Below are 21527 nucleotides of genomic sequence, written 5' to 3' on the forward strand. Positions count from 1 at the left end.
TTGTAACAAAGGGTTAAAATTATTAACTTAGCGTCAATCAATATAGTAGAGATGGCATAAGCCACATTTTTGGTTAACGATAAATACAAAACCAAACACATCAAAAAACAAAAGCTTGGTCGCCGTTGACCAAGCTTTTTTTGTTCTAATAAGCTTTTTTCTTCTATTACGAAAAGGGGCTATTCACTGTCCTTATTGAGCTTAGCTTCTAGTTCGGATAGCTTCTGCTCCATCTCAGTCAGCTTCTGCCTGGTTCTCATTAACACTTGTGTCTGCACATCAAACTCTTCTCGGCTGACAACGTCTAGCTTGTTTAACTGACCCTGGATGACCTGACGGACTTTTTGTTCAACGTCCGTACCCAAATCTTTCACAGGCTGTGGCATAGAGTCATGAATTTGCTTGGCGATTTGCTCAAGCTTTTTTGGATCAAACATGGATTTAATGCTCCTATATCTTTGCTGACATTTTATACCCAAATGACATCAAGATGCGAGCTTAGTTGGCAATAGGCAAACCCCACACTCTTATCTGGCTGGAATAAATTTAGATAAAGAAAAAGGCCACCAAAGTGACCTTTTATTCTTTAAGCGGAGATAGCTCCATTTAGCTTGAAGGGTTTTCTCTATCCTTTAGCTGTTTGTGCGCCGCTTTCGCTTCATCGATACGCGCGAGCTTTTCTAAGTCCTTGTCTTCAACAAACACTGGCAGTGGCTTATGTTTTTCCGCGAGGAAAGTATAGATAACTGGCAATACGAATAGTGTAAATATCGTACCAATTGCCAAGCCAGCAACGATGACCAGACCTATGTTGAAACGTGCGTGTGCACCAGCACCTGTTGCGTACAGCAGGGGTACCAAACCTGCAATCATCGCAGCCGTTGTCATCAGGATTGGACGAAGACGCGTCTTCGCAGCAATCATGACCGCTTCCATTTTAGAGCGCTGATTGTGTAATTGCTCTTCTTTGGCAACCTCACAGATTAGGATACCGTGCTTGGATATCAAACCGACCAGGGTTATCAATCCAACTTGAGAGTAGATGTTCATCGTCGTTACGCCGAAGAACGCCCCCCATGCCAGTGCCACCAATGCGCCACATATTGCCAATGGAACGGATACCAAGATGACCACCGGATCTTTTAGCGATTCGAATTGAATAGCTAGTACCAAGAAAATGATGGCAATTGCTAGCGCAAACGTGACGTAAAGAGCGTTACCTTCAGCCATGTATTGTCTAGACTCACCTAGGTAGGTGTGGTTGTAACCTTTTGGTAGCGTTGTCGCCGCAGTATCTTGTAACCAATTGATCGCTGTACCAATGGCGGTTCCAGGTGCTTGAACAGCGCTAATGGTCGCTGAGTTTAGCTGATCAAAGTGTGGCAACGAGCGAGGTTGACCGATGATTTTGATTTTCACAAACGCGCTAAGTGGAACTTCTTTCCCGTTGGAAGAGCGCACATAATATTGATTGAGCGACTCTGGGTTCAAACGCCACTTACGTTCTACTTGTGGTATCACCTCATAAGAGCGGCCTTCAATATTGACACGGTTAACCTGTGCATCAGACATCATGGTACTTAACGTTTTACCAATGTCTTGCATGGTCACGCCGTAAGCGCCCGCTTTTTCCTTATCGATGTTGATTTTCATCGTGGCTGAGTTGAAGTTCAGGTTCAGCTCTGAGAAAACAAACATAGGGTTGGCTTTGATCTTACTGAGCATGTCAGAGGCGACGCTGTACAAGTTCTGGAACGAGTTAGGCGTAGAGATGACCAATTGGATCGGCATGCCTGAACCAGCGCCAGGTAACTCTGGTAGCTGGAATGCAGCAATACTCATGCCCGGAATGTCTTTGACTTGTTCACCAACGCGTTTCGCGATTTCTGCTTGGCTTGCGGTACGGTCACCCCAAGGTACTAGGGTTGCAATCCCTAATGCTTGGTTGGACTCAGGTACACCGGTAAACACCATCGAGAATTTCACTTCCGGCTGTTTGGACAAGATCTTGTTCACATCCTCCATCGTGTTGCTGAGATAGTCTAGGTTAGCATTGGCTTCACCGGTACCCATCATCATAAACACACCGTTATCTTCTTTCGGTGCCAGCTCGCTTGGTATGAACTTAAACAAAGCAGGCAGCACGGCAAACACGATAACGGCAAAGCCAATGACGACAATTCGATGATCCATGATAGCCGATAGTGCTCTCTCGTACTTGTTCGTCAGCTTATCTAAACTCGAATGGACTTTACTCTCAAACTTGCTTGGCTTTTGGTTGGCCTTGATCATTTTTGAGCACATCATTGGCGATAGCGTCAGAGCCAAGATACCCGAAATGAATACCGATCCTGCCAAGGTGAGTGCAAACTCTTTAAATAACGAGCCAGTAAGTCCACCCATCAAAGCAATCGGTGAGTATACGGCCACTAGGGTCAATGTCATGGCAATAACAGGAATGGCGATCTCTCGCGTACCGATTATCGCGGCCCTAAATGGCGATTCACCGAGCTTAATATGCCGGTCAACGTTTTCGAGTACCACGATGGCGTCATCCACCACCAGGCCTATCGCCAGAACCATGGCGAGTAACGTCATCAAGTTCCACGAGAAACCAAACATTTGCATCACCATCGCCACACCGATGAGCGACAATGGAATGGTCACAATTGGGATGATAACTGCGCGGAAAGAGCCTAAGAACAAGGTAATAACCACCAATACGATCAGTACCGCCTCACCCAAGGTCTTAATGACTTCAGTAATCGAATCATTAATGGCAATGGTTGAGTCATACATGATGCGCATTTGGATGGTGCTAGGTAGGTTCTTTTGCAGATCAGGTATCAGCTTGCGAACATCTTTGGCGATATTAATAGGGTTAGCCGTTGGTGCTGCGTTGATGGCGGCAACCACCGCTTGTTCACCATTGGCGCTAGCACGGATGGTATCGCGACTTTTTGCTAGAGTGACTTTGGCCACATCGCCTAGGCGAATGATGTTACCGTTATCTTCTTTAACTACGAGTCTTTCAAGTTGCTCTGGGCTATTTGCTTGGGTATCGGCATCGCCGTTATACAGCACAAATAATCCGGTCGCTTGTCCTGCTGCTGACTGATAGTTGTTTTGTTGCAGCACATTGTTGATGTCGCTCGCGGTTATATTCAGAGCTGCCATTTTGGCAGGATCTAGCCAAACACGCAGTGCGTAATCGGTACCGCCATACATTTGCACTTTGGATACACCAGAAACGGTGACCAGCTGAGGGTTAATCACCCGCTCTAAATAGTCAGTCAATTGGCTGGTATTTAAAGTCTTACTGGTAAAGCCTAGGTACATCACCGCGGTGCCTGAATCTGCTGATACGGCGACCGTTGGGTCTTCTGCATCACTTGGTAGCTGCGACCGAACCGAGTTGACTTTGGCCATAATATCGGCCAGAGCTGCATTCGGATCGGTGTTGAGCTTCATGTTCACCGTAATAGTCGATGTGCCCAACACAGAGGACGACGTCATGTAGTCGATGTTATCGGCCTGAGCAATGGCTTGTTCTAAGGGCTGAGTGATGAACCCTTGAATCGTATCAGCACTCGCACCATAGTAGCTGGTGGTCACGGTGACCACAGTGTTTGTCATTTTAGGGTATTGTCGAACTGGCATCTTAAAGGCTGCTTGCAAGCCAAGCAGCGCAATTAAGAAACTGATCGATACCGCTAAAACTGGACGTTTTATAAAAACATCAGTAAAGCGCATGAATCCTCCAATTACAGCATTGGTGTTTTGGCTGGTGGGTTGGTCGCATCGCTTTCAACCACTCGCACTTTCGAGTCGTTCGATAGATGCACTTGTCCTGATGTGACAATTACGTCGCCAGGTTTGACTCCGCTGAGCACTCGGGCGATACCACCAGTGCGCTCACCGACTTTCACCACTTCCTGCTTAACGCGTTTTACGCCATCCACATCTTTGACGATGTAAATGTTGTCGCCATACAAGTTGTAGGTAATGGCGGTTTGCGGCAGGGTGATTTGGTTCGGTATTTCAGGAAGCAAGATATTGGCACGAGCGAACATGCCGCTAAGTAGCTTGCCGTCACTATTTGGGATGTCGGCTTGTATTTTAATTAAGCCACTTTGCTCATCCACGGCAGGCTCGATGGCTTTGATCGCACCTTTGAAGATCTGATTGGGGTACGCGTCGACAGAGATATCGACTTCTTGGCCAACTTTAACCTTAGAAATATCATTTTGCGGAATGGTGAACACGAGACGCATCACGCTGGTGTCTTCAAGCTGAACAATCTGAGTGCCTGACTGAACGTATTGACCTAAGTAGACGTTGCGAATACCAAGTACACCAGAGAATGGTGCTTTAATATTACGCTGCTCAATCGTGGCTTTCAGACTTTTAATTTGTGCCACTAGAGACAGGTAGCTTGCTTGCGCATCATCAAAATCTTCCTGCGATACAGAGCCTTTTTGGTAAAGATCTTTGTAGCGCTTGTACTTGGCAGCAGCTGCAGGCAGATTGGCTTCGGAGCTTTGCAGGTTGGCAATCTCAATGTCTGAGTCGAGGGTAACCAGTGATTGACCCGCTTTGACTTTTTGTCCAGAGTCAAATGAGATTTTCTTTATGACGCCACTTTGTTCGCTGGACACAGTGACGCCTTGGTGGGGTTCGATAAAGCCGATGGCTTGAATAACAGGTCTCCATTCCGTTGCCTTGGCGGTGGTGACGGTGACCGGATATTCTTGCTCAGGCATATTGGCTAAAAATTCCGATATTTTCTTTTCTTTAAACATATTAATACCGATAACACTGCCAAACAGTACCAACGCTATCAATAGCATTATCAAGGTCCACTTTTTCATTCTGTTCAGAACTCCAAATTAGTGAGTGATTATTGCGTCCCAGCAAGCGTCCAGCGCCGCTTCAAGCACCTCTTCATTGAGTTCACAGAACCCAAGAGAGTGCTTGCGGGCGAGCTCTACACTTGCTTCGAAACTTAGTACAGCAAGAATTTCGTTATCAAGGGGTTTAAACAAGCCTTGTTCTTTCCCTTGATCAAATAACTTATGCACTTCTGAGAATATCTTCCATTCCTGCTCGCGCACGCAGTATAGACGGGTGGCGGCAAGCGCTTCGTATTGCATTCGATTGCTAATGGTTTCAATGTTGGATTGTGCAAACTTCCAAATGTTGAACCAAATCGTACGAAAGCGAAGCTTTAGTGGCATTTCATCGCTGATGCCTTGTTGAGTGGCGTCAGCCACACGCGTAATTACACTTAGCCGAACATCGTCGAGCAGTTGCTCTTTGTCGGAGAAGTAACGATAGATGGTTCCTGCAGCCACTCCGGCTTTCTTTGCCAGCTTGTGCATCGAGAATCCTTGTACTCCATATTCTGCGACGAGTTTCTCAGCTGCTGCCAAGATTTGTTGGCGCTTATCAATTGCTTCCTTACCAGACATGTATCAGCTCATGAATAGTCAGTGAATGAACGTTCATTCATTATAGTATGAATGTACAATAAAGATGCAAGAAAAGATTGCAGGTTGAGAAAAATAATTGCTTTTTTAGGTCTCTTTTCCTTTATTTAGTTCCATTGACTCCCTCGTGGTGGAGGCGGAGGCCCTTTGCGGCCTGGTTTCCTTCTCGGCCCTGGCCGTTCATGGGAATGGTGGCCAGGAGAAGCTTTATTAAAGGATGGATCTGGGGTGCCCTTGAAACAATTTATAACGTATGGGTAACCACTTGTTACATAATAGCCATACTGGCCATTGAGCGTCATGCCATTGCACTCATCAAGATCACCTGAACCTGAGACAAAAACGTAATCGTCCCGATACGTTCCATCGTATTGCCCCCCGGGATTTCCAGAGCCTGAAGGGCGCACTCCTTTTTTTAGTTGATAGCTAGATTTTGCCTCGCGGATAAGCGAGTTGTTTTGAAAATATGGACCATAAATAGGGAAGCCGTCTGCTGCAAAGCCAATGACGGGTGAGACTTGACTGTTATTATTCACAAATAGCGCATTGGGAGTGGCATGGTAGTGATAGGTTCCGTCGGGCTGGGCATGGGCATTATGTGAATCGGTTTTAAAATCGCTGTACGTGGCAGCGGGGTCGTATCGCCATTTCTGATCCATATTAAAACAGCCAATTTTGCCATTGCCTACGCCATAACAACCTGCCGCGAGTAAATCGACTTTTACACCATTGAGAAACACAGCGTTGTCAGTACGCAATGATATTGGTGTGGGTGACGGCGCAAACTTGGGGTTCGTAGTCACCTGAAATTTTTGATTCTGCGCTGTCACTTGATTGGGAAACGAACGATCGCCGTCATTATAAGCATGATTAGGAATGGCATTACTTTGGAAAGAACATTTGTCTCCGTCCACCGAGATCGTAAGGTAGGCGTTTTTGGTGAGTCGCTCATTAATATCACGAGCCGTCGCGGTATATTGGCCAACATAATCACGACAATGAGCACTACGCTTTTTCAATATCACGTCGGTAATGTCTGTTCCATCACCAGAAGTTATTGTGTAGCTCGCCATGGAGGAGAAAGAGGCGCCAAGGGAAGCGAGTAAGGTAATGTGCGATTTCATTCCTTGTCCTATATAATTACTGAGCTCTTGTATTAGTGTAGAAATGAGGCTCGGTTAAGCTTCTATTTGTATTGGTTTTTGTGAGCAAAAGAGCACGCCATTGAACCTAGCTTTACGTGACTTGAGCGGTTCGTCCATGAGTCTTACCTTGAATTCTAATAGTAATCACGCAGTGGCGAGATTACTATTACCCCGTTTAAAAAATAATGAGAGATCGGAATGAAGCTGAATGAGAGACAAAATGAAGCGGTGAGGTATGTTTCCGGCCCATGCCTGGTGTTGGCGGGGGCTGGCTCGGGTAAAACTCGCGTGATCACCAATAAAATTGCTTATCTCATTCAGCAGTGCGATTACAGAGCAAGAAATATTGCTGCCGTTACCTTTACCAACAAAGCCGCCCGGGAAATGAAAGAGCGGGTTGGGCAAACATTAGGTAAGAAAGAAACGCGTGGGCTAATGATTTCGACGTTTCACACTTTGGGCCTCAATATTATCCGTCGAGAGTACAAAGCGCTGGGTTTAAAAGCGGGCTTTTCTCTATTCGATGATCAAGACCAGTTAGCCTTACTCAAAGAGCTCACGGAAAAACAGTTGGATGGGGACAAAGATCTGCTTAGACAATTGATGAGCACTATTTCAAACTGGAAAAGTGGCAACCTTTCTGCCGAGCAGGCCAAAGCGGGTGCGAAAGGGGAGCAAGAACAGCTTTTTGCTTTTTGCTATGAAATGTACCAAGCACAGATGAAATCGTACAATGCTTTGGATTTCGACGATCTGATCGCTCTTCCCGTGCTGTTACTCAAACAAAACCAAGAAGTGCGCCAGCGCTGGCAAAACCGTATCCGTTATTTATTGGTCGATGAGTACCAAGACACCAATACCAGCCAATACGAATTGGTCAAACTGCTCGTTGGAGAAAGAGGGCGACTGACTGTTGTTGGCGACGATGACCAGTCGATTTATTCTTGGCGAGGAGCGAAACCACAAAATCTTGTTTTGCTCGGACAAGACTATCCCAACTTACGCATTATTAAGCTTGAGCAAAACTATCGCTCCAGTCGTAGAATTTTGCGGGCGGCAAATATCCTGATTGCGAATAACCCGCACGTGTACGAAAAAACGCTGTTTTCAGAGCTCCAAGAAGGAGAGCGACTGAAAGTTTTACTGGCGAACAATGAAGATCACGAAGCGGAGCGAGTGACAGGTGAGATCATTGCGCATAAGTTTTTAAATCGGACCGAGTACCGTGATTACGCGATCTTATATCGTGGTAATCACCAATCTCGCTTGATAGAAAAGTTTCTTATGCAAAACCGCGTGCCCTACAAGCTGTCGGGTGGCACGTCATTTTTTGCCCGTGCTGAAATCAAAGACATCATGGCGTATCTGAAAATTTTGGTGAACCCCGATGATGACAACGCCTTTTTGCGCATCGTAAACACGCCGAGACGAGAGATTGGCCCAGTAACGTTAGAAAAGCTGGGCAGTTATGCCAATATGCGTGGTAAAAGTTTATTTGCTGCGAGCTTTGAAATGGGCTTAGAGCAGCATTTGACGGGGAGGGGGTTAGACAATCTGCGTCGATTTACCCAATGGCTAGTATCAATTTCTGACAATGCAGAAAGAGGCAATACTGTCGAGGTGGTGCGATCGTTAGTTCGAGACATCAACTATGAAGATTGGCTATACGAAACATCGACCAGTGCCAAAGCTGCCGAAATGAGGATGAAAAACGTCTCTGATCTCTATTCTTGGATAGTGGCTGACCTGGAAGGTGATAATTATGACCAAGAAGAGAAATCACTAAAAGAAGTGGTTCAACGACTGACATTAAGAGACATGATGGAGCGAGGTGAGGAAGACGAGGATACGGATGCGGTACAGCTGATGACGCTGCATGCTTCCAAAGGGTTAGAGTTTCCCTATGTCTACCTTATTGGCGCAGAGGAAGGCTTGTTGCCACACCAGACCAGTATCGACAACGATGATGTCGAGGAAGAAAGAAGGCTGATGTACGTAGGCATTACTCGTGCTCAACGCGAGCTGAGCTTTATAGTTTGCAAAGAGCGTAGGCAGTTTGGTGAGTTAATTAAGCCCACACAAAGTCGTTTCCTTGATGAGTTGCCGTTTGATGATCTCGAATGGGAGGCGAGCAAAAAGCCCGTCTCACAAGAAGAAAGAATGGCCAAAGGGCAAGCTCATATTGCTAACTTGAAAGCCATGTTCAAAAAATAGCACGCTCTGTATAGTAATGTGGCGAACGCCAAAGGTGATAACACCTTTGGTGGTGGGCCGTCGGAGCTTGCTACATTCCCTCAATCATATGATTAATGGCCGCCACGATTTCATCGTCGGAGCAATCCATACAGGTCCCCTTCGGTGGCATGGCATTGAGACCTTCGATCGCGTGTTTTTTCAGTGTGGCTTCGCCTTGCGCAATGCGTGGAGCCCAGTCGCCAGAATCACCCGTTTTAGGTGCCCCACTGACACCAGAGCCATGACAAGCAATACAGAACGTGCCATATACGGTGGCACCATCTCTTGGCCCACTCGGCGCTGCCGCTACCGGAGCGTCTCCAGATAAATAAACGCTACCAACAGGCGCAATGCGTTCTGCAATAGCGTCGTATTCTACTTGGCTGAGCTTAGCGGCAGTTGCTGCAGATGAGAGGCCGAAGCCTAATATAGTGAATAAGACGCAAACTTGGCGCCGAGATATATCCATTAATCTCACTTTACTTTCCCTAGGTAATAACGTGCTTAATCGTTATTGTGCACGTATCAATGTTCCAGTTGTATTATCGGTAAAACCAATATAAACAGTGAGTAATTATAATCCGGGAAATGGTAGTAAGAAACTACAAGTTATCAGCTTCAAGGGGTTTATCACATCCAAATTCGAGTTTTGTTTGGATTAATTGTTGAAAAAGACATCAAACAAGAAAAAAAGTTGAAAAAGTACTAGACGATCTACAGTGATATACGTATTATTCCACTCCGCCGATAGGGCATGCGCCCGTAGCTCAGCTGGATAGAGCGTTGGCCTCCGGAGCCAAAGGTCGAAGGTTCAAATCCTTTCGGGCGTGCCAATTCCACGGAGGAATTGATCGGTGAAAAATTTATGGTGGCTATAGCTCAGTTGGTAGAGCCCCGGATTGTGATTCCGGTTGTCGCGAGTTCAAGTCTCGTTAGCCACCCCATTCTTTTCTAAGAATGCTGTCTCGGTGAATAGCGCAGTTTGGTAGCGCATCTGGTTTGGGACCAGAGGGTCGGGGGTTCGAATCCCTCTTCACCGACCACTTTTATAAGCTTGGATTTTAAATCGGAGCATGACTAGGCAATTAGCCGGTTGTTACAAAATTTGATGGTGGCTATAGCTCAGTTGGTAGAGCCCCGGATTGTGATTCCGGTTGTCGCGAGTTCAAGTCTCGTTAGCCACCCCATTCTTTTCTAAGAATACTGTCTCGGTGAATAGCGCAGTTTGGTAGCGCATCTGGTTTGGGACCAGAGGGTCGGGGGTTCGAATCCCTCTTCACCGACCACATCTTAAAGCCTCAGTAGAAATACTGAGGCTTTTTTGCGTTTGCACGTTTTAATTTCCGAGTATTTGATATGGACTATGCTCCGTACTCGGTCATTTTCCTAACTCATTTTGAGATGTATGTCTTTTAGTTTCCCGCCTAAGTAGCATTAATATTGCTAATTTTTTGTTATGTAAGTCACAAGTTTTAAACAAAGAATACGACTTCATGCCAAGCGCATAATCACCAACCTCAGTATATTGAGCTGGTTTCTTATTAATAATTTAAAACATAGCAATATAGGCAGTTAATAAGAGCTTCTATATCCCATCGCGTAATTGTTATGAAAACAAATGTCGACTAAGTGCATAATTATTTAATCTTGCGAGCAGAATTAGTTTAACCTCCTTCGTATTACGCGGACATCATGTTGCTTTTTTGTGAATTATTTGCCAGATTTACAAGTCATAAATTCACTATGTTGATGGTATGGTGTCAAGATATTTTCTGTCTGTAGTAATTCGCTCAAACTGACACCATTAGCAGACAAGGCAGTAGAGGTCTGGTAGATGTCGCTTTTAGAGGTTAAAAACCTTCGTATTGAGTATCCCTCTCGTCACGGTGTTCACGCCGCGGTCAAATCCCTTTCTTTTAATATCGAACGCGGCGAGATCGTTGGCGTTGTTGGTGAATCTGGAGCGGGCAAATCAACAGTTGGTAATGCTGTTATTGATTTGCTTAGCCCTCCTGGGCATATAGCCAGCGGTGATGTTTATTTAGATGGCGAGAAAATTTCTGGGCTCAGTGCCGAGCAAATGCGTAAAGTTAGGGGATCAAAAATCGGCTTTATATTTCAAGACCCGATGACGTCTTTGAACCCCTTGTTCACGGTTGAGCGCCAGCTAAAGGAAACCATCCACGCTAACATGAAGGTTTCAGATCAAGAAGCCTATCAGCGTGCGTTGTCACTGATGAATCAAGTGGGCATTCCGCAGCCTGAAAACCGTTTAAAACAATATCCTCATCAGTTTTCTGGTGGTATGCGTCAACGGGTGGTGATTGCCATCGCGCTTGCAGGCGAACCGGATTTAATCATTGCTGATGAACCAACCACTGCACTCGATGTATCAATTCAAGACCAAATCTTAAGCTTGATTAGAGAGCTATGTGTTAAGAACAATGTGGGCTGTATGCTGGTGACCCATGACATGGGCGTAGTGTCGAATGTGACTGACCGTGTTGCCGTTATGTATCGTGGGGATTTGGTGGAGTTTGGCCCAACAAGCAAGGTGCTAGGAGACCCAGAGCATTCCTACACACGCAGTTTGATTTCTGCCGTTCCTCGTTCAGACGTGAAGTTGGATCGCTTCCCATTAGTTAGCTATATCGAGGAGGCGACAGAGCTTGAGCCTATCGACATCAAAAATCACTGGCTTGGGCAAAGCCAAGATCAAAAACAGTATTCCGGCTCGCTACTGTCGGTAGACAGTGTCAATCTGTGCTTTGTGACCAAAGATTCTTTGTTTGAAAGTCGACGAGAATACGTACAAGCCTCTAATAATGTTAGCTTCGAGGTATTCGAAGGAGAGACATTTGGCTTGGTGGGGGAGTCTGGCTCAGGAAAATCCACCATAGCGCGCGTTATTGCAGGCTTATATGCCCCCAACTCTGGGACAGTCACGTTTGAAGGTATCGATTTAACCGCGCTTAAGTCTGAAAAAGAACGTCGCCCCTTGCGTCGCCAGATGCAAATGGTGTTTCAAAACCCGTATACCTCAATGAATCCAAGGATGAAAATTGCGGATATTATTGCCGAGCCTATCCGTTTTCATAAGCTGACGGAAAATGAGCTGCAAACGCGGCAAATTGTTAGTGATCTGCTAGAGCATGTTGGGCTTGGCAAAATGGCAGGTGTTAAATATCCCCATGAGTTTTCCGGTGGTCAGCGACAAAGGATCTCTATTGCTCGTGCACTGGCGACAAGGCCTCGCCTGCTGATATGTGATGAGCCAACTTCGGCACTGGACGTTTCCGTTCAAGCGCAAATACTCAATCTGCTGAAAGATCTTCAAGATGAACTCAACTTAACCATGTTGTTTATTAGCCACGATTTGCCGGTTATCAGGCAGATGTGCGATCGAGTTGGGGTGATGCAAATGGGGACGTTATTAGAAGTAGCCCCCACCGAGCAGCTATTTTCTCAACCAGAACATGAGTACAGCAAACAACTGATTTCTCTGATGCCGGAATTTACTGGCTTAAGAGAGGACATAAAAACGGCCTGAGCCGATAAATAAAGCAAATACAACGACGAGGGATTAGTTTCCCGCAAAGGAGTTATGCAAATGAAAAGCATAAAAGGCACATTAGCAGCTGCAATCATGGCAGCTAGCTTAAGCTTCAGTGCAGTGGCAGCGGATATTAAGGTCGCTTATGACGCGGACCCAGTATCTATGGATCCCCAAGAACAGTTATCTGGCGGTACATTGCAAATGTCCCATATGGTCTTTGACCCTTTGGTGCGCTATCGGCAAGATCTGAGCTTTGAGCCGCGCCTGGCAGAAAAGTGGGAGCGGATTGATGACAAAACCTATCGCTTTCATTTACGCAAAGGCGTGAAATTCCATTCAGGTAACGACTTTACCGCAGATGACGTGGTATGGACGTTTAATCGTCTGAAAACCTCCCCAGATTTCAAAGCCATTTTTGAACCGTATAGCAAAATGGTTAAGGTCGATGACTATACCGTCGATCTCGTTTCTGAAGATATCTACCCTTTGGTTTTACAAACCGCTACCTACATTTTCCCGATGGATCATAAGTTTTACACCGGTAAAACTGCCGATGGCAAAGACAAGTCTGAGATTGTGAAACATGGTAACTCGTTTGCCTCAACCCATATATCAGGTACCGGGCCGTTTACGGTGACTGGTCGCGAGCAAGGGGTCAAAGTCGACTTTGAGCGATTTAAGGGCTATTGGGACAAACAGTCCAAAGGCAATGTGGACCATTTAACCTTAGTGGTCATTAAAGAAGACGCCACACGTGTCGCAGCATTGCTATCAGGCGATGTGGATATGATTGCACCGGTTGCACCCAATGATCACAAGCGCGTGGAGAAGGCCAAAGGTATTGAGTTGGTGACCCTGCCTGGTACTCGTATCATTGAGTTCCAAATGAACCAAAACAGCAATGAAGCGCTGAAAGATCCTCGTGTGCGCCAAGCGATTGTGTATGCCATCAATAACAAAGGCATTGTTAACAAGATAATGAAAGGCTTCGCGACTGCAGCCGGACAACAAGGGCCAAAAGGCTATGCGGGTTACGATCCAAACCTTGTTCCTCGTTACGATTTGAAAAAAGCCAAGCAGCTGATGAAAGAAGCGGGCTACGAAAATGGTTTAAAACTGACCATGATAGCGCCAAACAACCGTTACGTGAATGATGCCAAGGTCGCTCAGGCCTCTGCGGCGATGCTGTCTAAAATTGGTATTAAAGTTGATTTGAAAACCATGCCAAAAGCTCAGTACTGGCCAGAGTTTGATAAATGCTCTGCCGATATGCTGATGATTGGCTGGCACTCAGATACGGAAGACTCGGCGAACTTCTCTGAGTTCTTGACCATGACCCGTGACGCGAAGACAGGGGCAGGGCAATATAACTGTGGCCATTACTCTAACCCTGAAGTGGATAAGTTGGTTGAAGCCTCCAATGTTGAAACGGATCCAGAAAAACGTGCAGAGATGCTGAGAAAAGTGGAAGACATTTTGTATAAGGATGCAGCATTTGTTCCTCTTCATTGGCAAAACCTAGCATGGGGTACCAAGTCTAACGTCAATATTCAACCTATAGTAAATGCGATGAATTATCCATACTTTGGTGATCTTGTCGTTAAGTAAACTTATTAAGCCACCTAGGCAGCTAGCTTAGGTGGCCTTTTACTGTAATAAACAAAGGGGAAGAAATGTTTTCATTTCTGGTCAATCGCCTATTTCAGGCACTGATAGTGATGTTTGTGATCAGTTTGGTGGCGTTTGCCATTCAGGATAACCTGGGTGACCCGTTGCGTGAGCTTGTTGGGCAATCTGTCTCGGAGGCTGAAAGACAGCAGCTTCGAGATGAACTCGGACTCAACGATCCGTTCCTGACCAAATATTCTCGATTTATTGTTGGGGCCCTACATGGCGACCTCGGCACATCGTACTTTTTTAAGCGGCCAGCTGTTGAGGTAATTCTTGATAAGTTGGTGGCCACTCTTGAGCTAGTGTTTGGGGCGACGGTGCTTATCATCGTGCTGTCGATACCTCTGGGGGTCTATTCAGCCATTCACCCTAAGAGCTGGTTTTCTAAAGCCGTGATGGCAATCAGTAGTGTAGGTATATCGATTCCGGTATTTCTTACCGCGATCATGTTGATGTATGTTTTTTCCATCGAATTGGGTTGGCTGCCTTCTTACGGACGAGGTGAGACGACGGATGTACTGGGTTGGCAGTCAGGTTATTTCAATTTAGATGGCTTGGCTCACTTGATTCTGCCTTGCGTATCACTGGCGTCAATTATGCTGCCGCTGTTTATTCGCCTTGTTCGCTCTGAAATGCTAGAAGTGCTGAGCTCAGAATACATCAAGTTCAGTAAGGCCAAGGGCATTGCTCTTAAAAAAATCTATTATCAACACGCACTGAAAAATACCATGTTACCTGTACTCACGGTCGGCGGCGTGCAGATCGGTACTATGGTTGCCTACACCATATTGACCGAAACGGTCTTTCAGTGGCCGGGTACTGGCTTCTTATTTTTAGAAGCGATCAATCGGGTTGATACGCCTTTGATTACCGCCTACGTCATTTTTGTTGGATTAATCTTTGTGGTGACCAATACCATAGTGGATCTGCTGTATGGCATCATCAACCCGACTGTGAACTTGACAGGAAAAGGAGCCTAAGCGAATGAATCAAACTGCAACTGCTCCATCTCGTTGGCAGCGTTTTAGACAATCTGACTTTCTATATTATTTCTTACGAGACAAAGTGGCGATGGTGAGCTTCGCCGTGTTTATGGTCTGCTTTGTCGTAGCGATAGCTTCGCCAATTATTGCACCGACCGACCCATATGACTTGTCTTCGATTGACATCATGGACTCTGAATTGCCACCTTCCTGGCTTGAAGGCGGAGAATCAAGGTTTGTGTTGGGTACCGACGATCAAGGCCGGGATATCTTGTCTACCATTTTATATGGCTCGCGTTTGTCGCTCACTATTGGTTTCTTAGCCGTTGGGCTGCAGCTGGTATTGGGTATTGTAATTGGTTTGTCGGCAGGTTACTTCGGTGGTCGAATCGATAGTTTCTTGATGCGCTTTGCCGATGTTCAGCTATCTTTCTCGACCATGATGGTCGCCATCATTGTTTCCGCCATATTCAAGGCCAGTTTCGGTAGTGAGTTTTATAGCCAATACGCGGTACTCATGTTGGTCGTCATCATTGGTGTCGCAGAGTGGCCACAATACGCAAGAACCATTCGTGCTTCTGTACTTGCCGAGAAAAAGAAAGAGTACGTCGAAGCGGCAAGGGTTATGGGCTTCAAAGCACCACGAATTATGTTCCGTCATATCTTGCCTAACTGTTTGTCACCGATCTTAGTGATATCCACAGTACAGGTGGCCAACGCGATTATGTCTGAGGCAGCGCTGTCTTTCCTTGGTTTGGGCCTTCCGGTAGACCAACCTTCTCTGGGGTCGTTAATCAGTATCGGTTTTAACTACATATTCTCAGGGTCTTGGTGGATCACTATCTTCCCGGGCATCGTACTCGTTACCCTAGTGCTGGTGATTAACCTACTTGGTGATTGGTTACGAGATGTGTTCAATCCAAAAATTTACAAAGGCTAAATCAGCGCTGGATTGACTAATTAATCCACAACAATTATCTACCTGAACAAAGAGTCGCAATAAAATGCGGCTCTTTTTTTGCATGTTGTTTGTGCAGAATGGTTTCAATAATTAGCCGTCAAAAAGTTTACTCATAGCTGTTTATAATGGGTGATGGAAATGAAAATGGAATGTTTCTTAGCCATACGCGACTTGTTTAGGTATGGCACTCGCATATTGTTGGTATTCATAGGGCTTGCATTCATGCCAGTAACTGCAAACGCGTCGCCGTCATTTTTGTGTGGTGCCACGCAATCGTCGGATAGACAGTTGGCAGTGCTGAACAAGACTTGCCCGATCGGCAAAGGCATGTGGGGCAAAAAATCTCCGGCAAGTGCACACTCTTACTTTTGGATTCAGTGTGGAATGCTGGAAACTGCTATGCCGCTGGATGTCGCTAAGGTGTTGTATCAGCACATTTCGACGGATGTATGGATGAAGGCTGAGCGTAGCGGTTATCGGTGTCTTATTGGGCCTTATAAAAGCTATAAACAAGTTAAACTGGAACTCGAACAGGTGAAGAAGATTTCTCGTTACCGCGATGCCTTTATTCGCGAAGTCACCGAAAATACTCACGTATCGCGAGCGCCGGCTAAACAGAAAAGCATAAAACAACACAGCAACTCACGTTTTTCCAGCTATGACGAAGCCGTTAGTTCTAGCAGGAAAAAAGCTTTACTACGTCAAGCCATGACAGAAAAAAATGACTTGCCTGAAATTCGTTTGCAGACGCAAATCGCTGGGACAATGTATCAAATTCCTTATTTAGGCCAAGAAACGCAGCAATACTATATGGAGCATGATAGGCCTTGGACTCGTGTGAATTATGCCACTGCAGATAAAGTGTGCCATCAGCTTGGAATGCGACTGCCTTCTGAGGGAGAATGGAATCAATTACTGCACTCGAAAGAGATGGACAGTGGGTTTTGGCCGGTCTATTTACCCTATTGGGGAGCCGATAAAAAAGGCCTGTTTACTAGTGGGAAAATCAACCAACTACAAGGTAATTCGTTATTGAATGTGGTGTGTGTCAGTCAGGATGTTAGGGCTTTGGCTTCTCGATCTCCTTAAGCAAGGTTAAGAACTTTTTCTCGACAAAATCTTTTTCTTTGGTCAGGCTTTGCAGTTTTTTCTGTGCATTGGATAGTTCTTCTTGTACCGCTTCAATTTCTAGGTTGCCCGCCCCACTGCCTTGTTCTTTGAGCTGATTGATGGCTTGATCTTGTTCTTCTATTTGGCGTTTGTATTGATTCAATGTCGCGATAAGCTCTTTCTTCTCCTCTTCCGCTTTTTGTAAACCGTTGGCTTGGGAAATGTTGATATATTCTTTCTCTAGTTGGCTGAAGTCTTTTTGCAGCCGCTCGTTTTCTTCTTTTAGCCCTTCTACGGTTTGGAACTGGTTGTAAAGTTTGTCCTTAGTCTTTTTCAACCCTTGTACACTTCTATCCAAATCGCCTTTCAGTTTTTTAATCAATTGATGCGAAGTGCTTAGCTTTTTGGTTAAGTCATCAATGGCGGTTTGATCTTCTTCTGTCATATGGCCAGACGAAGACGATTGCTTGATATTCGTTACTTGGTTTTCTAATGCTTGTTGCACTTCCACCAAATCTCCAAGTGTTTTGGTATTTTCTGACACCGTGATTAAGGCATTATCAACGGACTTTTGTACCAGGGTTAACATTTGTTGGTCGACGCCATTTCCCGCCATAGTTCGCGCAAATTGCCGAAATTCACGTAGGATAAGCAGTAGTATAAAAAACCAAACAGCAAGGATAATTAAACCAAAATCGAGGGCGAAGGCTTTGAGTACATTTTCTGTCAATAGGTGTTGCCAATCCATCCAGTGCTCCTAGGTAGCAAATATCATCCATGTTTTAGAGATAAGTTTAGTTGTTACAAAAATTTATGCCTATACTTTGAACAGGTTAAAGTGGCAGGTTATACGTATTTGTGAAAGTTCTTATTGTTGATGACAGTAAAGCGACGTTAGAAATCGTACGGCGAGCATTAGAAAAGTACAGCTATAGACGCTTGTATATAAAAAAAGCAGCCACCGCGGTGGAGGCATTGTCTGTTATCGGTAGCTGGCAGCCACAAATTGTGTTGACCGATTGGCACATGCCTGACATGTCCGGGTTAATGCTGGTGCAAGAAATTGATAAGAGAAAAATGGGCATCAAAATTGGCATGATCACCACGGTGGATGATGAGGATGAAATCGATAAGGCCGAGAAAGCTGGTGCGAGTTTTGTACTTTCTAAACCGTTTGAAGATGCCGATCTACATAAGAAGATTAAGCCGCTGGTTCGTAGTATAGAGGAAGAAGAAATCGTACCCGCTACGAATGCGTCCAAAGATGACTGGGCCTTGCCACGTTTGCCGCAGTTGGAGAAAAACCTGCAGCGAGCCATCAACCCTAATGTTCGTATTAGCCCAATCAAAAAACAACTGTTTGATGAAAGCAAAGTGCCATGCCTGATGGCCGTGTTTGAAGACTCGGTATTGAAAAAGCCAAAAGTGGTTGCCTTGTTGGATGTGTATGCCATTTGTGTTTTTTCCAAGCGCAATACCAGCATTACCGATGAACAACTTCAGCTGGCCATACATAAGAGCAACGTCTGTAAGGAAATGGTGGATACTTGCCAAGATGTGCTCGATAAATCCGCGATCACCTTTGTTGATAAACATACCCGCCGAAGTTTGAAATTGAAAAACGTCAGCTTTATCCCAGAGAACTTCAATAAGCTTGAAGTGATGTTCGCCAAAGATGGCGACAAGCGCCTAGATTTTGCCTGCCAAATCGACATGCTCGCTCAGGGAAAAGTCACTTTGGTGGCGTTCTAAACTCTTTTTCATTCCGCTTTGTGCTTCCTTGCCCTTCACAGGCTAATAAAACCATTGGATAAATAATCTGATTTGTACTCATGTGCCCAGCTAACGTTTAGTTGGGGTAATTTTTCTTGCTCTTAAATGTGGGTTTGGTAGTGATGGTATTTTATTTACTAATAAAATTATAAAAATTAATACCACGAAAGATTGAATTTATGTTATGTTTATTTTATGTTGACACTTTGGTTATTTAATGTGAAAAATGTTGCCGTGAATGATTAAACCGTCTGAAGTAACATTTTCAAGGAGGATTTATGAGCCAATCTTCGCAGAATGTACACTCGATGTCGGTGTTGCCGCTGATGCTTAACGAGCATGAATCATTGACTTATTGTGATTTTATCCAGCAGCTAGAACACACAACCAAGCCTTTGTCCTTGTCTACCATTCGCTTTGTATTAGATAACCTGTACTTAAGTGAACACGAAATTCAAGAACTAGCAGAATTCAAACAAAATTCTTATTGCCGAAAACGTTTGTTCAAAAATGAACATTGTGAGGTGCTGATGTTGAGTTGGTTAAATGGCCAACGCAGTAAAATTCATGACCACCTTGGCACGGCATGTGGTGTAAAAGTGCTTTCTGGGCAAGCAACTGAAACGGTATTTGAACGCGCACCCAATCAGCATATTTTTGCTACTCAATCCCACGTGTATGAAGAGGGCAGTGTTACTGCCAGCATGGATGAGGACATTCATCAAATATCTAATCTTCAAGATAATAATCAACCTCTGGTTACCATCCATATTTATTCACCGCCACTGAAGCAATTTCGCTTCTATAAGCTGGAAAGTGCAGAGACCGATTGGTTTGATTCAGAGACGATGTCATCGTGGATTTACGAGATATAGCCAGTAGATAAATAGCAGAAAGCGATCACCGTCTTTTGAGTCCAGTTTGATTATAGTAAAGCCATCAAGCGAAAAGCATGGCTACTTTTGACTCAAGGAATAAGGCGAATGGACAAATCGTTAATTGCTGCTATTACAGGCGCAGCTCTATTATTATCCCCAATCTCTTTTGCTGCCCATGTGCCCAAGGGAGTAGAGCTGGCTAAGACACAAGATTTGGTTAGAGGTAACGATGCCGAAGCGGCGACACTAGACCCTTTGCAAGCTGAGGGGCTGGCGGAAATGCACATCATTCGTGATTTATTTGAAGGATTGGTTATTCAAAATGAACACGGCGAAGTGATCCCGGGGGTGGCGAAGAGCTGGGAAAATAAAAACAATCGAATCTATACCTTTCATTTACGTAAAAACGCCAAATGGTCCAACGGCGATCCCGTCACAGCAGGTGACTTTGTGTTTGCTCTACGCCGAGCCGTTGATCCGAAGTTTGCTTCGCCGAATGCCTGGTATATCAAAATGACCGGGATTCATAATGCAGATAAAATTATTGATGGTCAGGCTCCAGTTGACACTCTTGGGATTAAAGCGCTCGATGATCACACCTTGCAATACACCTTAGATAAACCAGTGCCATACTTTATTGCCATGTTGGCCCACACAACGATGATGCCTCTAGACAAAAAAGTAGTAGAAAAGTATGGGGAAGGTTGGAGCAAGCCAGAGCACATCGTCTCCAATGGCGCTTTTAAGCTGGATAAATGGGTGATCAACGAAAGGTTGGTGATGGTGCGTAACCCAAATTATTGGGACGACAAACACACGGTGCTGAATAAGGTCACCTATGTGCCTTTTGAAAACCAAATGTCGGCCATGAATCGTTATCGTACTGGTGAGATCGATATGACTTCTGGCGTTCCTAGTGCCATTGCCGATGAGGTAAAACATGACTTCCCCAATGCCTACCAAGTAACGCCATTGCTGTGCACGTATTATTACGCCTTCAATATGCGGCATGAGCCTTTTAACCATGTGGAAGTTCGTAAAGCGGCTTCTTATAGCATCATGCGTGATGTTATCACCAAAGATGTCACTAAAGTGGGCTATATACCGGCCTATACGTTTGCACACAAATATACGGCAAACTTTCATGCTACTCAGCCTGCCTATAGCCACTGGTCTCAACATAAACGCGATGTGGTGGCAGAGCAGTTGATAGACAAAGCGCATGAACAGCACTTCCACGCCAAGCTATTGTATAACACCAGTGAAAATCATAAGAGTATTGCAGTGGCGATTGCATCGATGTGGAAAAAAAGCATTGGCGCGGATATCACGTTAGAAAACCAAGAATGGAAATCTTACTTAGCGGCTCGCCAGCAAGGTAACTTTGATGTTATGCGTGCCTCTTGGTGTGGTGATTATAATGAAGCGTCCACCTTCCTTTCTATCTTTACCACTGGCAATAGCCGAAATTATGGCGGTTATAGTAACCCTGAGTACGACAAGATAATTGCTAAGGCAACGGTTGAAACCGATGTAAAAAAACGTCAGAAGCTTTACGACCAGGCAGAGCAAATACTGGCGAAAGATATGCCAATCGCGCCTATTTTCTATTACATGCAAGCTCGATTGGTCAACCCACACCTTGGAGGGTTCCCCAAGGACAATGCTGAAGGCAGGATTTACTCGAAAGATTTGTACTTAAAAGCGGCCAAGACCGGTTAGCCTA

Annotated in this window: 16 protein-coding genes and 5 tRNA genes; 14 read left to right on the forward strand and 7 right to left on the reverse strand. The window is 45.2% G+C overall.

Annotated elements, in window-relative coordinates; all coding sequences use genetic code 11:
* Window positions 1-179: 179 nt before the first annotated feature.
* The 5 genes from ubiK to M9194_RS15800 form a co-directional block, all read right to left on the reverse strand.
* Complete coding sequence (gene ubiK / locus M9194_RS15780; RefSeq protein WP_250613650.1) at window positions 180-437, reverse strand: ubiquinone biosynthesis accessory factor UbiK; 258 nt, start codon at window positions 435-437, stop codon at window positions 180-182.
* A 169-nt stretch (window positions 438-606) separates the two neighbouring features.
* On the reverse strand, window positions 607-3753 hold the full coding sequence (locus M9194_RS15785) for a multidrug efflux RND transporter permease subunit (RefSeq protein WP_250613651.1): 3147 nt from the start codon (window positions 3751-3753) through the stop codon (window positions 607-609).
* A gap of 11 nt (window positions 3754-3764) precedes the next feature.
* Window positions 3765-4871 (reverse strand): efflux RND transporter periplasmic adaptor subunit, encoded by a 1107-nt coding sequence (locus M9194_RS15790; RefSeq protein ID WP_250613652.1) that lies wholly within the window; start codon window positions 4869-4871, stop codon window positions 3765-3767.
* Window positions 4872-4889: 18 nt separating this feature from the next.
* Complete coding sequence (locus M9194_RS15795) at window positions 4890-5471, reverse strand: TetR/AcrR family transcriptional regulator (protein WP_250613653.1); 582 nt, start codon at window positions 5469-5471, stop codon at window positions 4890-4892.
* A gap of 125 nt (window positions 5472-5596) precedes the next feature.
* On the reverse strand, window positions 5597-6613 hold the full coding sequence (locus M9194_RS15800) for a YHYH protein (RefSeq protein ID WP_250613654.1): 1017 nt from the start codon (window positions 6611-6613) through the stop codon (window positions 5597-5599).
* A gap of 219 nt (window positions 6614-6832) precedes the next feature.
* Here M9194_RS15800 and rep point away from each other — a divergent pair, with 219 nt between their 5' ends.
* A complete protein-coding gene (rep, locus tag M9194_RS15805) occupies window positions 6833-8848 on the forward strand; it encodes a DNA helicase Rep (protein ID WP_250613655.1) in 2016 nt (671 codons plus the stop codon).
* A 70-nt stretch (window positions 8849-8918) separates the two neighbouring features.
* Here the strand turns inward: rep and M9194_RS15810 are convergent, their stop codons facing one another.
* Window positions 8919-9338 carry a c-type cytochrome gene (locus M9194_RS15810; RefSeq protein WP_250613656.1) on the reverse strand — a complete coding sequence of 140 codons (420 nt, stop codon included), beginning with the start codon at window positions 9336-9338 and terminating at the stop codon, window positions 8919-8921.
* Window positions 9339-9625: 287 nt separating this feature from the next.
* On the opposite strand from M9194_RS15810, the gene M9194_RS15815 reads away from it, so the two are divergent.
* The 10 genes from M9194_RS15815 (at window position 9626) to M9194_RS15860 (ending at window position 17129) form a co-directional block, all read left to right on the forward strand.
* Window positions 9626-9702: transfer RNA gene (locus M9194_RS15815), tRNA-Arg, on the forward strand.
* A 35-nt stretch (window positions 9703-9737) separates the two neighbouring features.
* Window positions 9738-9813: transfer RNA gene (locus tag M9194_RS15820), tRNA-His, on the forward strand.
* A 22-nt stretch (window positions 9814-9835) separates the two neighbouring features.
* Window positions 9836-9912 (forward strand) — tRNA-Pro (locus M9194_RS15825).
* Between the two features lie 68 nt (window positions 9913-9980).
* A tRNA-His gene (locus M9194_RS15830) sits at window positions 9981-10056 on the forward strand.
* Between the two features lie 22 nt (window positions 10057-10078).
* Window positions 10079-10155, forward strand: a tRNA-Pro gene (locus M9194_RS15835).
* A 548-nt stretch (window positions 10156-10703) separates the two neighbouring features.
* Window positions 10704-12419, forward strand: coding sequence for a dipeptide ABC transporter ATP-binding protein (locus M9194_RS15840; protein ID WP_250613657.1), 1716 nt, complete (start codon window positions 10704-10706; stop codon window positions 12417-12419).
* A 60-nt stretch (window positions 12420-12479) separates the two neighbouring features.
* Entirely contained in the window at window positions 12480-14033 is a 1554-nt protein-coding gene (locus M9194_RS15845; RefSeq protein WP_250613658.1) for an ABC transporter substrate-binding protein, read from the forward strand.
* A 65-nt stretch (window positions 14034-14098) separates the two neighbouring features.
* Window positions 14099-15076, forward strand: a complete 978-nt coding sequence (locus M9194_RS15850; RefSeq protein ID WP_250613659.1) for an ABC transporter permease — start codon at window positions 14099-14101, stop codon at window positions 15074-15076.
* Window positions 15077-15080: 4 nt separating this feature from the next.
* Window positions 15081-16019 carry an ABC transporter permease gene (locus tag M9194_RS15855; RefSeq protein WP_250613660.1) on the forward strand — a complete coding sequence of 313 codons (939 nt, stop codon included), beginning with the start codon at window positions 15081-15083 and terminating at the stop codon, window positions 16017-16019.
* Window positions 16020-16178: 159 nt separating this feature from the next.
* Entirely contained in the window at window positions 16179-17129 is a 951-nt protein-coding gene (locus M9194_RS15860; RefSeq protein ID WP_250613661.1) for an SPOR domain-containing protein, read from the forward strand.
* On the opposite strand, the gene M9194_RS15865 is transcribed toward M9194_RS15860, so the two are convergent.
* The gene (locus M9194_RS15865; RefSeq protein WP_250613662.1) at window positions 17101-17898 is read right to left on the reverse strand and encodes a chromosome partitioning protein ParA; all 798 of its coding nucleotides are present in this window, start codon (window positions 17896-17898) and stop codon (window positions 17101-17103) included. The genes M9194_RS15860 and M9194_RS15865 overlap by 29 nt on opposite strands.
* Window positions 17899-18008: 110 nt before the next feature.
* On the opposite strand from M9194_RS15865, the gene M9194_RS15870 reads away from it, so the two are divergent.
* The 3 genes from M9194_RS15870 (at window position 18009) to M9194_RS15880 (ending at window position 21523) form a co-directional block, all read left to right on the forward strand.
* The gene (locus M9194_RS15870; RefSeq protein ID WP_250613663.1) at window positions 18009-18902 is read left to right on the forward strand and encodes a response regulator; all 894 of its coding nucleotides are present in this window, start codon (window positions 18009-18011) and stop codon (window positions 18900-18902) included.
* Between the two features lie 299 nt (window positions 18903-19201).
* Window positions 19202-19798, forward strand: a complete 597-nt coding sequence (locus tag M9194_RS15875; RefSeq protein WP_250613664.1) for a cysteine dioxygenase — start codon at window positions 19202-19204, stop codon at window positions 19796-19798.
* Between the two features lie 108 nt (window positions 19799-19906).
* Window positions 19907-21523 (forward strand): peptide ABC transporter substrate-binding protein, encoded by a 1617-nt coding sequence (locus tag M9194_RS15880; protein ID WP_250613665.1) that lies wholly within the window; start codon window positions 19907-19909, stop codon window positions 21521-21523.
* The last annotated feature ends 4 nt before the right edge of the window (window positions 21524-21527 follow it).

Source organism: Vibrio sinus (genome assembly GCF_023634645.1).
In the GTDB taxonomy this organism is placed as follows: domain Bacteria; phylum Pseudomonadota; class Gammaproteobacteria; order Enterobacterales; family Vibrionaceae; genus Vibrio; species Vibrio sinus.

Coding starts and splice junctions, on each gene's coding strand:
- ubiK (WP_250613650.1), bottom strand. CDS start 437: ATGTTTGATCCAAAAAAGCTTGAGCAAATCGCCAAGCAAATTCATGAC.
- M9194_RS15785 (WP_250613651.1), bottom strand. CDS start 3,753: ATGCGCTTTACTGATGTTTTTATAAAACGTCCAGTTTTAGCGGTATCG.
- M9194_RS15790 (WP_250613652.1), bottom strand. CDS start 4,871: ATGAAAAAGTGGACCTTGATAATGCTATTGATAGCGTTGGTACTGTTT.
- M9194_RS15795 (WP_250613653.1), bottom strand. CDS start 5,471: ATGTCTGGTAAGGAAGCAATTGATAAGCGCCAACAAATCTTGGCAGCA.
- M9194_RS15800 (WP_250613654.1), bottom strand. CDS start 6,613: ATGAAATCGCACATTACCTTACTCGCTTCCCTTGGCGCCTCTTTCTCC.
- rep (WP_250613655.1), top strand. CDS start 6,833: ATGAAGCTGAATGAGAGACAAAATGAAGCGGTGAGGTATGTTTCCGGC.
- M9194_RS15810 (WP_250613656.1), bottom strand. CDS start 9,338: ATGGATATATCTCGGCGCCAAGTTTGCGTCTTATTCACTATATTAGGC.
- M9194_RS15840 (WP_250613657.1), top strand. CDS start 10,704: ATGTCGCTTTTAGAGGTTAAAAACCTTCGTATTGAGTATCCCTCTCGT.
- M9194_RS15845 (WP_250613658.1), top strand. CDS start 12,480: ATGAAAAGCATAAAAGGCACATTAGCAGCTGCAATCATGGCAGCTAGC.
- M9194_RS15850 (WP_250613659.1), top strand. CDS start 14,099: ATGTTTTCATTTCTGGTCAATCGCCTATTTCAGGCACTGATAGTGATG.
- M9194_RS15855 (WP_250613660.1), top strand. CDS start 15,081: ATGAATCAAACTGCAACTGCTCCATCTCGTTGGCAGCGTTTTAGACAA.
- M9194_RS15860 (WP_250613661.1), top strand. CDS start 16,179: ATGAAAATGGAATGTTTCTTAGCCATACGCGACTTGTTTAGGTATGGC.
- M9194_RS15865 (WP_250613662.1), bottom strand. CDS start 17,898: ATGGATTGGCAACACCTATTGACAGAAAATGTACTCAAAGCCTTCGCC.
- M9194_RS15875 (WP_250613664.1), top strand. CDS start 19,202: ATGAGCCAATCTTCGCAGAATGTACACTCGATGTCGGTGTTGCCGCTG.
- M9194_RS15880 (WP_250613665.1), top strand. CDS start 19,907: ATGGACAAATCGTTAATTGCTGCTATTACAGGCGCAGCTCTATTATTA.